The organism is Candidatus Methylomirabilota bacterium (assembly GCA_036005065.1).
Taxonomy (GTDB): Bacteria; Methylomirabilota; Methylomirabilia; order Rokubacteriales; family DASRDR01; genus DASYQW01.
Window position 1 is genome coordinate 1 of sequence record DASYQW010000209.1, and the last position, 12,019, is coordinate 12,019.

Consider the following 12,019-nt stretch of genomic DNA (forward strand, 5'->3'; position numbering starts at 1 on the left):
TTCCACATCGCCTACACCACCGAGGCCGGCAGCAACTACGGCCGGGCGGCGGACCCCAAGGTGGACGAGCTCGCCGAGCTCGCCCTCAAGGAGGCGAACCGCGACCGGCGCAAGCAGCTCTACTGGGAGCTCCAGCGCCACGTGCTGAGCCGGGGCGATCACGCCACGGTGGCGGTGGGCTGGGTGGAGGGCTGGTTCTTCAAGGACAAGCGGCTGCGGAACTACCGGCCCGGCATCACCACCTACGACAACAACACCTTCATGAAGGTGTGGCTCGCCCAGTGACCTCCTGTCCACCAGCCACCAGGCTTGCCACTCAGAGCAAGAGGAGTTTCGTCGCCAGGAACAACACGCTGGCCAGGAGCATGGCCGCCGGCAGCGTCAGCACCCAGGCCAGTGCGATGCTCCGCACCGTGCTCGCCTGGCGAACCCGAAGGCGATGGCCAGGGCCACCACGAGTAACAGCAGATGGCCGAGCTGCGCTTCAGTGATTTCCGGGAGCATTCGCCTCCTCTCGCCCGCCGCCCTCCGGCCCGGAGCGGGGCCATCGCCGGGTCTCGACCACCCTCAACCCTCGACGAGTCGCGCGTGAGTGGCCAGGTCACCCTGCCACAGGTAGATCGCGAGCAGCGGCCCCGCGCCAGCGCGCGTAGGTCACGTCGGCGATCTTCACGGCGCGATCTCCCGCCCGAGGGCGCGGTCGAGGCGCGCGCGGATCGCGGACCAGGCCGCCCCGACGTCCTCCACCGTCGGCGCCGCCGGCGCCCGCTCGACGGCGATCGCCTGGATTCGGTCGTAGAGCTGATGCTTGCCCCAGTCGCGGACGGCTGGCGGCACGCTGGCGAGGAGCGCGATGGCCGCATCCTGGAGCGCCGGGGGCCAGCGCCGCTCGAGTGCGGCCCGGTAGGCGCCGAAGTCGAACGGCCCCTCCGGCGGCGGTGGCATGGCGGCTCGGGCCCGCGCCGTCGCCTCGAGGTCGACCGCGCCGTCGGCCAGCACGACCCCGTACTGCTCCCGGGCGTGCGCCTCGGTCAGGAATCCGGCTCGCACGTCGGCCCGGACCCGCTCGGGATCCCGGCGGCGCGGGTCGCCGTGGCCGCCGCCCGACGGCGAGAAGACGCTGACTACGTCACCGGGCTCGAGCCGCAGCACGTCGACCTTGCCGATGTTCCGGGCCTGCGGGGTGCCGCGGTTCACTACACAGCTTCCGGCCGTCCCGGCGCGCCCGCCGGCCACCCCCCACGGCGTGAGCTTGAAGCGCTCCATCCCCCGGGCCGTCACGATGGCATTCGGGTGGAAGCACTGGAAGTCGAGCCGCACGGCCAGCCCGCCCCGGTGCTCGCCGGGCCCGCCGGTGTCGGGGATCAGGTGGTAGTGGCGCATGACGATCGGGACCTCGGCCTCGATGCTCTCGACCGGCGTGTTCCGGAGGAAGCCGGAGGTGGAGTCGGCCCCGTCGAGACCGTCCACGCCCGGGCGTCCGCCGCCGCCGCCCAGCATCGGCTCGACGACCTGGACCTGGCGCTGGCCGGTGAGCGGATCGAGGACGGAGGCGACCACCGGCGACAGCGCGCCGGCCGGCGCCGCCGGGATCCGACCCGGCAGGGCCTGGGCCAGGGCGCCGAGCACGACGTCGAGCAGCCGGATCACCGTCGCGTAGCGCACCCCGATCGGGGCGGGAAACTGGCTGTTGACCAGCGTCCCGGGCGGGGCCGTCACCCGCACGGGCCGCAGGATGCTCGACGCCTTCGGGATCTCGGGGTCCTCGCTGACGATGTAGGCGTTGATCCCCTGGCAGAGAAACGGATGGGTCACCCCGTGGCTGGCGATGTTCAGGGCCGAGGCCACCTGGGGGTCGGTGCCGGTGAAGTCGAGGTGGACCGAGCCTGCCGCGACCGTCATGGCCAGCTTGATCCGGACCGGCACCTCGGATTGGAGATCGTCCTCCATGTAGTCGGCGAAGTGATAGGTGCCGTCGGGGATCCGGGCCAGGGCGGCCCGGGCCCGCTGCTCGGCGTAGTCGAGCACGGCGTCCATGCCCTCCACCACGGTCTTGACCCCGAGCTTCCGGACCATCTCCTGGACCCGTCGGTCGCAGGAGTTCACGGCCGCGCACATCGCCTTGATGTCGCCCCAGTTGGTCTCCGGGATGCGGCAGTTGTCCATGATGACGTTCCGGACGTCCTCGTTCAGCACGCCGGCGCGGTAGAGCTTGGTCGGCCGGAGCCGCAGCCCCTCCTGGAAGATCTCGGTGGCCCGTGGCCACACGCTGGCCGGAACCGTGCCCCCCATGTCGGAGGAGTGGACGAAGCTGTATCCCCAGCAGATGATCTGGCCGTCGTGGAAGATCGGCCGCAGGATGTGGACATCCGGCAGGTGGGTGCAGAGCGGGCCCGAGAGATAGGCGTCGTTGCAGATGACGATGTCGCCGTCGTCGTAGTGGTCGAAGTAGTCGAGCGCGCTCCGGAGGTTCAGGCCGAGGTAGGAGGAAGCGCCGAGCTTCCAGGGGTAGGCGACGTACTCGCCGCTCGCCGAGACGAGGCCGGTCGAGAAGTCGGCTGTCTCCTTGACGAAGGTCGTGTAGGCGGTGCGCTCCATGATGCGCGCCATGTCCTCCACGATGGCCTGATAGTAGTTCCGGAGCACCTCGAGGGCGACACGATCGATGGCCATGCCTCATCGCTCCTGGATGACGATGTTGCCGAAGCCATCCACCTCGCCCACGAAGCCGGCCGGGATGAGGGTGGTGGTGTCGTCCTGCTCCACGATGGCGGGCCCGTCGACCTGCTGCCCGGCCAGGAGGTGCCGCCGGTCGTAGATGGCCGCGTCGTGGCGCTGGCCCCGGTAGTGGATCGGACGCCGCCCGGCGGGCTTGGCCGGGCCCAAGCCCCGGGCCGGCCGGCGGAGCTCCGGCTTGGGGGTGGCGCCGGTGACGGTCGCTCGCAGATCGATCAGCTCGACCTCGGCCGCCCGGTCGGCGTGGGCGTACAGGCGCTCGTGGAGGTCGTGGAACGCCTCCCGCAGCCGATCGAGCGTTCCCTCCCCCAGCCAGGCCGGGTCCAGCGGCACCTCGATCTGGAATGCTTGCCCCACGTAGCGCATGTCGGCCCCATAGGCCAGGGCACTCGCGTGGACGCGGGGCGCGGCCTCGGCGAGCCAGCGCCGGGCCCGACTCTCGAGCTCGGCACAGGCGGACCGGAGCTCGGCGCCGGTCATCGCGGACAGCCGCCGGTGGAGGGTCTGGACGTAGTCGTTCTTGACGTCCGCGGTCATGGCGCCCAGCGCGCACAGGGTCCCCGGGGCCGGCGGCACGATGATGCGCGGGATGTGGAACTCCCGGGCGAGGAAGCAGGCCTGGATCGGCCCCGCCCCGCCGAAGGCCACCAGGCTGAAGTCCCGCGGGTCGACGCCGTGCCGCGCCAGCACGTTGCTGAAGGCCGCGTACATGTTGGCGGTCGCCACCTCGACGACGGCCTCGGCCGCCCGGTCCACCGACAATCCGAGGGCCGCGGCCAGGGGACGCATCGCCGCCGCCGCCGCGTCGGGATAGAGCGGGAGACGTCCGCCGACGAAGTTCGTCGGGTTGAGGAAGCCGCAGAGGAGGAACGCGTCCGACAGCGCGGGCTCCTGGCTTCCGCGGCCATAGCAGGCCGGGCCCGGGTCGGCGCCGGCGCTGCGCGGCCCGACCTTCAGGACCCCGACCTGATCCAGCCAGGCGATGGAACCGCCCCCGGCGCCGATCGACGACACGCCGACGGCCGGCATCACCACCGGAAAGTCGCCCACCGTCTCCTCGGTCGAGTAGGCGGGCCGGCCGCCGCGGACCAGCGCGATGTCGGCGCTGGTCCCGCCCATGTCGAGCGTGATCAGGTCCTCGTAGCCCGCCGCGCGGCAGACGAAGCTGGCCCCGATGACTCCCGAGGCCGGCCCCGACAGGAGGGTCTCGGCGGTCGCCTGCCGGGCGTCGCGGGCGGTCGTCACGCCCCCGTTGGACTTGGTGATGTAGAGCGGCACCCGCACGCCGGCGCCGCGGAGCTCGCGCTCGAGGCTCTCGAGGTAGCGGACGACTACCGGACGCACGTAGGCGCTGACGATGGTCACGATCGTCCGCTCGTACTCCCGGATCTGCGGCCACACCTCGTGCGAGCAGACGACCGGCAGGCCGGGGAATCGCCCGGCCAGGACCTGCCGGGCCTCGACCTCGTGGCGCGGCGTCCGATAGGCATTGAGGAAGGCGACGACGAGCCCCTCGGCGCCCTCCCGCCGAATCAGGCGATCCGCCTCGGCGCAGAGCTCGGTCACGTCGAGCGGCGTGTCCACCGTGCCGTCGGCCAGGATGCGCTCGCGCACCTCCCCCACCCGGTAGCGCGGGATCAGGGGCGCGGGCCGGGTGGCGATGAAGTTGACGGGGCTCGCCAGCCGGAGCCGCTGGAGCTCGAGGACGTCGCCGAACCCGCGGGTGGCGAGCAGGCCGAGAGTGGCGCCATTCCGCTGAATCACGGTATTGATGGCGATGGTCGTCCCGTGGACGAGGTAGGCGATGTCGGCCGGATCGAACCCGACCTCGGCCACCAGGCCCCGGAGACCCTCGAGCACGCCGCGGGCCGGGTCCCGCGGCACCGTGGGAGACTTGAAGCCGTAGAGCGCGCCGCTCCCTTCGTCCAGCAGGCTGAAGTCGGTGAAGGTGCCGCCGATGTCGATCCCGAGCCGGTACGCGGGCAACGATCGCTCCTTCGCTCCGGAGGTGAGGCCGGGTGAGCCGAGGGGAGGGTACGCCTCCGCACGCCGGGCTGTCAATGTGCGGGCCATCCACGGGACCGCGCCACCGGCCACGCGGGGCCGGGCGCTCGGGCTCGCAGCCCGCGACGACGACGCCGTCCCCGAAGCTCGCCGGGTCCGCGAGGAAGCTGCCCCGCTCGCGCACGGCGCCGCCCCCCGTTGGTCAGAGCCGCACGCCCCGGCGGCCCCTCGCCCCACCCGGCCGGCCCAGCACGCGGCTGTTGTGAGGGCCAGGCCAGGCGCGCTACACTCTGGCCCGGCCGGCGAGGCGGCGCCCCAGGCGACGGGGGACCCCCGTGGGGCCGAGCCGAGGAATGGAGAAAGGCCCTTTGCGCTGCCTAGCGTCACGTCCTCGAGCCGGAGGGGGCAGCATGACGGCGTCACGGCTCGGTATCACGGTCATCTTGATCTTCGGCCTCCTCGCCGCGCCGCTCGCAGCAGAAGCGCAGCCGCCGGTGAAGGTCCGCCGGATAGGGTTTCTCGGGACCTGGCCGACGAGCCCACATTACGAGGCGTTGCGGCAAGGCCTCCACGAGTTTGGCTACGTGGAGGGCCAGAACATCGCGATCGAGCGCCGATATTTCGAGGGGAGAGCCGAGCGGCTCCCCGACCTCGCCACCCAGTTGGTCCAGCTCAAGGTTGACGTCATTGTTGTCGACGCCTGTGGGGCACCGCTTAGCGCCGCCAGTCGAGCAACCAGCACGATCCCCATCGTGGTAGCGGCCTGTAACGATGACCTTGTTGCGACCGGGCTCATCTCCAGCCTCGCTCGGCCCGGAGGCAACATCACGGGACTGTCCGAGCTCACCCCGGAGCTCGGGGCCAAGCGTCTTGAGCTGCTGAAAGAGGCCGTCCCCCGGGTGAAGCGCGTGGCCGTCCTGTGGAATCCCGCCTATTCCGAGCAGCTCAGCTCCACCTTCCGCTTCTGGTCATCCGACTGGGTAGAGGTGCGAGCCGCAGCCCAGGTGTTGGGCACGACGCTTCAACCCGTGGAGATCCGCGGCCCCGACGATTTCGATACGGCATTTTCCGCCATGACCAGAGAGCGAGCCGACGCCCTGATTGCATTTTCGGATCCCTTAATCGTTTTTTACGGAAGACGGATTGCCGATCTCGCGGCGAAGAGCCGCCTGCCGGCACTGTACCCATCCAGAGAGGTTGTGGATGCAGGAGGCCTCATGTCCTACGGGCCGAGTGTCTCTGAGATGTTCCGGCGTGCCGCCGTTTACGTCGGCAAGATCCTAAAGGGCGCCAAGCCCGCCGATCTCCCGATGGAGCAACCCACGAAGTTCGAGCTGATCGTCAACCTCAAGACCGCTAAGACCCTCGGCCTCACGATCCCGCAGTCGCTCCTTCGCCGGGCGGACGACGTGGTCCGGTGAGCCCTTGGGGCCGATGCGTTGCTGTGGGGCTGGCGGGGGTTCTGCTGTTCGGCGCGGTCGTGCCGGTCCTGGCCGAGACGGTCCTGGAGAAGATCAGCCGCACCGGGGTCCTGGCCGCGGGGACACGGGGCACCTCCATCCCCTTTGCGTTCATCAACGAGAAGAACGAGTGGATCGGCTTCTCCATCGACCTGCTCGAGGCCATCCGCGCCCGCCTGGAGAAGCTGGCCAAGCGGATCAAGCTCGAGAAGAAGGAGGTTACCCCGGCGACCTGGATCCGGCTGGTGGTCAATCGGAGCATCGACGTGGAGTGCGGGTCCACCACCTACACCCGGGGCCGGGACGAGACGGTGGACTTCTCCATCAACTTCTTCTTCACGGGCTCACAGCTCCTGGTGAAGAAGGGGAGCGGGATCAAGAGCCTGGCGGACGTGGCCGGCAAGCGGGTGGGGGCCGCCCAGGGGACGACGAACGAGAGGGCCCTGCGCGCCTCCCAGCCCAAGACCGACGTCGTGACCTTCCAGGACCACGCAACCGGCTTCCTGACCCTGGAGCAGGGAAGGATCGTGGCCTACGTCTCCGATGGCATCCTCCTGGCCGGGCTGGCCGCCAAGGCCAAGAACCCCAAAGACTACGCGGTGGTGGGGGACTTCTTCTCGAAGGACCCCTACTCCTGCATGGTCCCGGAGAACGACTCCAAGTGGCGTGACTTCGTGAACCACACCTTCATGGAGCTCATCGACAGCGGGAAGTTCTTCGAGTTGTACGAGAAGTGGTTCGGGGAGCGCGGCGTGGTCCCCTATCCGATGTCGGACAAGGTCCGCAACTACATGATCATGCGGTCCATGCCCGAGTAGCGGACCTCGCCACGGCCGGGCCCGGTCGCGGGCCCCGGCCCGACGCCGATGCGGCTCACGGGAACCTGGGTCTGAGGATGCGCTCGCTAACATCGAGAGTCGGCCGATCATTCCCACCCACAGCCCCTCGGGTAGCCTCGGTACCGGCTTTGCACCGCGACCTCCTGATGATGGCATCGGCCGTCATCGTGCGCCACCGCAGCTGGCCCCCGATACCCGCATTCCTCCTGGCGATGGCGGTAGGCGGCTGCGATGGCATCCAGTCCGCCCTTCGGCCGGCCGGCCCGCAGGCGGCGCGTATCGCTGCCCTGTGGTGGGTAATGCTGGGCGTCGGCGCGGCCGTGCTGGCGGCGGTCGTTGCGACGATGCTGTGGGCGGTGCTCCGGCCGGCACGCAGCCGGGCCCAGGGCGCCCGGCCGGACGGCGAGCGGTGGCTCCTCTTGGCAGTGGGCGCGGCGAGCGGGCTGACCGTGGTCGTCCTCTTCGGTCTGCTCATGGTGAGCGCCGTCACCGGGCGCGCCCTGAGCATCTCCGTCCCCGATCCGCTCACCATCGAGGTCGTCGGGCATCAATGGTGGTGGGAGGTCCGCTACCCCGACCCCGACGGCGCGGTGGTGAGCGCGAACGAGGTCCACGTCCCCGTCGGCTACCCCGTGCGCCTGCGGCTCGGGTCGGCGGACGTCATCCACAGCCTCTGGGTTCCCAGCCTTCACGGGAAGACGGACCAGATCCCCGGACACTGGAACACGACGTGGCTCCTGGCCGATCGCCCGGGCGAGTTCCGCGGACAGTGCGCCGAGTTCTGCGGCATCCAGCACGCCCACATGGCTCTGACGGTCTCGGCCGAGCCGCCGGAGACCTTCGCCGCTTGGCGCCAGGCGCAACGGGCGCCCGCGCCGGCGCCGACGGACCCGTCGAGTCAGCGCGGAATGGAGGTCTTCCTCGGATCCTCGTGCGCGGGCTGCCACACGATCCGGGGCACGCCTGCGCTTGGGCGACTCGGTCCAGACCTCACGCACCTGGCGAGCCGCCGGCGCATCGCGGCCGGTGTGCTGCCAAACGATTCGGACCACCTGGCTGCCTGGATCCGCGACCCCGAGCAGTGGAAGCCAGGGACCCGCATGCCGGCCTCCCGACTCGGCCCTGAAGATCTCCAGGCCCTCGTGACGTACCTGGCCACGCTCCGATGAGCGTCGCGTTCCCGCCCGCGGCCAGGATCGCGCCCGGCCGCGGCGACGATCGGGAGGCCGACCTCCTCGCCCGAACCTGGGCCTCACCGCCGGGAATCCGGGGCTGGTTCACCACCGTGCACCACCGGACGATCGGGCTCCGCTACATCGCGACGGCCCTGGTCTTCTTCACAGCCGGCGGCGTCGAGGCGTTACTGATGCGCCTGCAGCTCGCCCGACCGGAGAACGCGCTGCTGGGGCCCCAGGCCTACAACCGGCTCTTCACCCTCCACGGCAACACGATGATGTTCCTCTTCGCCGTGCCGATCATGGAAGGTCTGGCGATCTACCTCGTCCCCCTCATGATCGGGACTCGCAACGTCGCCTTCCCCCGGCTCAATGCCTACGGCTACTACGCCTACCTGATCGGCGGTCTCCTCCTCTACGGGGCCCTGCCCTTCGGCGGCGCGTCCGACGTTGGCTGGTTCAGCTACGTGCCGCTGGCGACCCTGACGTACTCGCCGGGCAAGGGCGTCGACGTCTGGACGCAGATGATCTATTTCACCGAGCTGTCCGCGCTGGTCGTGGCGGTAGAGCTGATCGTGACGATCTTCAAGTTGCGGGCGCCCGGCATGTCGCTGGACCGGATGCCGCTGTTCGTCTGGTCGATGCTGGTGATGTCGGTGATGATCGTCTTCGCCATGCCGGCCATCATCGTCGCCACGACCTTCCTTCCGCTCGATCGGATGGTGGAGACGCGGTTCTTCGACGTAGCGGCGGGCGCGGACCCGCTCCTCTGGCAGCACCTGTTCTGGTTCTTCGGCCATCCCGAGGTCTACATCGTCTTCGTGCCGGCCCTCGGGATCGTCTCCTCGATCGTGGTGGCGTTCGCCGGCCGCCCGATCGTGGGCTATACCGCCATGGTCTTCGCCGTGGTCGCGACCGGTTTCCTGGGCTTCGGTCTCTGGGTGCACCACATGTTCGCCACCGGCCTGCCCCAGCTCGGGATGAGCTTCTTCACCGCGGCCAGCATGATGATCGCCATTCCGAGCGGCATCCAGATCTTCTGCTGGATCGCGACCCTCTGGGCCGGGCGCCCTCGGCTCCGCACGCCGCTTCTCTTCGTCCTCGGCTTCGTCAGCCTATTCGTCGTCGGAGGCTTGACCGGGGTGATGCTCGCCTCGGCGCCGCTCGATCTTCAGGTCCACGACACCTTCTTCGTCGTCGGACACTTCCACTACACGTTGATCGGCGGTGCGGTCTTCCCGCTCTTCGCCGCGTTCTACTACTGGTTTCCGAAGGTCACTGGCCGCCGGCTCGGCGAGGGGCTCGGCCGGTGGAACTTCTGGCTTCTCTTCATCGGGTTCAACGCCACCTTCTTTCCCATGCACCTGCTCGGCCTCCAGGGCATGCCGCGCCGGGTCTACACCTACTCCGCCGAGCTCGGCTGGGGCTCGCTCAACCTGGTCGCCACCGGCGGCGCGCTGCTCCTCGCTGCGGGTCTGCTCCTCTTTCTCGTCAACGTGGCCTGGAGCGTCCGCCGCGGTGCCATCGCCGGCGACAATCCCTGGGAGGCCGACACCCTCGAATGGGCGACGGCCTCACCGCCTCCGGCCTACAACTTGCGGCGGATCCCGGTGGTGACGAGTCGTTATCCGCTCTGGGCGGCGAACGGGGCGAGCGGTAACGTCGAAGGGCTACGGATCGACCGGCGCGAGGTGCTGGTCACCACGCCGCTGGATGCCGAGCCCGATCACCGGGCGCTCCTGCCCGGGCCGAGCGCGTGGCCGCTTGCCCTCGGAGCGGCGACAGGTGTGGGGTTCATCGGCGCGATCCTGAGCCCCGTCTGGGCGCTGATCGGTGCCGGGCTGGCGTTTGTCGCGCTGGTGGGATGGTTCTGGCCGCGGCCCGAGCCCGGACGGGACCGGCGCGAGGCGGTGCCGTGAGTCGGCCCGGGCCGGTAGGCCGGCCGGCACCGGGGTAGAGCCGTGAGCGCTGAACCGACTCTGGACGTCTCGCGCCTGCCCGCCGGAGCGCTGGACCATCGGGCGCTCCTGTGGTGGGGCACGTTCTGGATGATCGTCATCGAGGCGGCCGTATTTGCCCTGATCCTGGTCAGTTACGCCTACCTGCGGCTGACCGGCGCCGCCTGGCCGTCGGGGCCGGAGGCCGCCCCGGGCCTCGGTCTGCCGACCCTCGGCCTCGTCCTCCTGCTCGCCAGCCGCGTGCCGATGCGACGGGCCGCCGAGGGCGCCGTGCGCGGGGCCGGGCCCGAGACGGCGCGCCGACTGGGCCTCGGCCTGGCCCTCGCCCTCGCGTTCCTCGTGCTCCGTATCATCGACTGGCGGGCGCTGCCCTACCGCTGGGACACCCATCCTTTCGGCTCGCTGGTGTGGACCATCCTCGGACTGCACACCGCGCACGTGGTGACCGCCATCCTCGAGAACGGCGTCCTCGTCCTGCTCCTCCGCCTCGGGTACACGGCCCACGAGCAGCGGCTCGGGGTGGTCACCGGCGGCCCCTACTGGGACTTCGTCGTCTTCTCGTGGGTTCCCCTCTATGTCGCCGTCTACATCGCTCCGCGATTCGTCTGACGCCTGCCGGAAGTGGGCCCTGGGCGTGGGACTGCTGGCGCCGGCCGTGGCGTGGCTGGCGCACCTCGAGGTCAGCTACATCCTGGCGACCCTGGGGTGCGCCACCGTGGCCATCGCGGCATTCCACCTGGTCACCGTGCTCGCGCTGGCGGGCGCCGCCGCCGGCGGCGTCGCCGCTCGGCGGTGCTGGAGGGCGAGCCGAGCCGAGGGCGACGGGCGCGTCGCCCGCTCGCGGTTCATGGCGCTGTTCGCCGGTCTCGCCAGCGTCGCCTTCGGGCTCGCGATCCTCGCCCAGGCCGTGCCGACCCTCGTCCTCGGCCGATGCCAGCCATGACCGCCCGGGCGCTCAGCTCGTCTGGAGGGCCTCGCCGGTATCGGCGCCAGAGGCGTGGCCCGTCGGACCGAGCCGAGGATGACCGAGCGTCGCAGGAGTAGGCACATGTCGTGGCTGAAGTTGTTGGTGGTTGTCCTCGTGCTCGGCGTCACGGCGACCGTCGCGCCCGCGCAGGCCCGACCCCCGGTCGACATATCGGGCTGGAAGACTTTCCGTGACGACGCGATGGGGTTCGAGGTCAAGCATCCACCGGGCTGGAACGTGGCCCGAAGCACGGGAACCCTCGAGGGTATCTTGCTCGGTAAGCCGCGGCAGGCCGGGGAAGAGCAGGTCTCCCTGCAGTTCTTCGTGCAGCGGGACCTGAATCCAAACGGTCTGACGATCGAGCAGTGGTATGCCGATCAACTGAGGAAGATCAGGACGCTTCCGTCTCGGACAACGGACACAGTGATCGGAGGACGGCCCACGATCCGCATGGAGAACACGAATACGATGGGAAGACACTTCATGTTCTTCACCGCGCTCGACAAGTCAGACATCTTCACCATTTCGATCATCCAGCCTTCGCCTCGAGAGCAGCTCGATCGCACGTACGACGCGATTCTTTCCACCGTCAGATTCCTGCCCTGAAGATTCTCCTCCCTGGTGGCACCGGGCAGGTCGGCACCATCCTCGCCAGCGCGTTCCACGGCGACGGGTGTCATCGGCGGCGCCGAGCCCGGCGTGCCCGACACCTGGCGGCTCAGCATGCTATCATTCGCGGGCCGGGGCCTGGACCCTGTGTCGGACAAGGAGGGCTCGCCGTGGTGGAGAAGAAAAGCGTCGTGACGCCGGAGCGGTTCGCCTCCGGAATGACCTTCGACCAGTACGTCGCCTACGTGGCGAGCCCGGAGAACCTCGCGCG

Annotated in this window: 10 protein-coding genes; 8 read left to right on the forward strand and 2 right to left on the reverse strand. The window is 69.9% G+C overall.

Translation table 11 applies throughout. The features are described 5' to 3' along the window. Positions 1 to 285, forward strand: a 285-nt coding sequence (locus tag VGW35_15430) for a hypothetical protein (protein ID HEV8309053.1), incomplete at its 5' end; no start/stop codon positions are given. A gap of 384 nt (positions 286 to 669) precedes the next feature. On the opposite strand, the gene VGW35_15435 is transcribed toward VGW35_15430, so the two are convergent. Continuing rightward, positions 670 to 2,673 carry a hydantoinase B/oxoprolinase family protein gene (locus VGW35_15435; GenBank protein ID HEV8309054.1) on the reverse strand — a complete coding sequence of 668 codons (2,004 nt, stop codon included), beginning with the start codon at positions 2,671 to 2,673 and terminating at the stop codon, positions 670 to 672. A 3-nt stretch (positions 2,674 to 2,676) separates the two neighbouring features. After that, positions 2,677 to 4,722 carry a hydantoinase/oxoprolinase family protein gene (locus VGW35_15440; protein HEV8309055.1) on the reverse strand — a complete coding sequence of 682 codons (2,046 nt, stop codon included), beginning with the start codon at positions 4,720 to 4,722 and terminating at the stop codon, positions 2,677 to 2,679. A 428-nt stretch (positions 4,723 to 5,150) separates the two neighbouring features. Here VGW35_15440 and VGW35_15445 point away from each other — a divergent pair, with 428 nt between their 5' ends. The 7 genes from VGW35_15445 to VGW35_15475 all read left to right on the forward strand — a co-directional run bounded on the left by VGW35_15445 (position 5,151) and on the right by VGW35_15475 (position 11,745). Beyond that, the gene (locus VGW35_15445; protein ID HEV8309056.1) at positions 5,151 to 6,161 is read left to right on the forward strand and encodes an ABC transporter substrate-binding protein; all 1,011 of its coding nucleotides are present in this window, start codon (positions 5,151 to 5,153) and stop codon (positions 6,159 to 6,161) included. Positions 6,162 to 6,184: 23 nt separating this feature from the next. Beyond that, positions 6,185 to 7,018: a transporter substrate-binding domain-containing protein gene (locus tag VGW35_15450; GenBank protein HEV8309057.1), complete on the forward strand. Its 834-nt coding sequence runs from the start codon at positions 6,185 to 6,187 to the stop codon at positions 7,016 to 7,018. Positions 7,019 to 7,185: 167 nt separating this feature from the next. Beyond that, entirely contained in the window at positions 7,186 to 8,208 is a 1,023-nt protein-coding gene (coxB, locus tag VGW35_15455; protein HEV8309058.1) for a cytochrome c oxidase subunit II, read from the forward strand. After that, positions 8,205 to 10,133 carry a cytochrome c oxidase subunit I gene (ctaD, locus tag VGW35_15460; protein ID HEV8309059.1) on the forward strand — a complete coding sequence of 643 codons (1,929 nt, stop codon included), beginning with the start codon at positions 8,205 to 8,207 and terminating at the stop codon, positions 10,131 to 10,133. Before coxB ends, ctaD begins: the two co-directional genes overlap by 4 nt. 42 nt (positions 10,134 to 10,175) lie before the next feature. Then, entirely contained in the window at positions 10,176 to 10,781 is a 606-nt protein-coding gene (locus VGW35_15465; GenBank protein HEV8309060.1) for a cytochrome c oxidase subunit 3, read from the forward strand. A gap of 25 nt (positions 10,782 to 10,806) precedes the next feature. Next, complete coding sequence (locus tag VGW35_15470; protein HEV8309061.1) at positions 10,807 to 11,115, forward strand: hypothetical protein; 309 nt, start codon at positions 10,807 to 10,809, stop codon at positions 11,113 to 11,115. Positions 11,116 to 11,220: 105 nt separating this feature from the next. Beyond that, a complete protein-coding gene (locus tag VGW35_15475) occupies positions 11,221 to 11,745 on the forward strand; it encodes a hypothetical protein (GenBank protein HEV8309062.1) in 525 nt (174 codons plus the stop codon). Positions 11,746 to 12,019 lie beyond the last annotated feature (274 nt).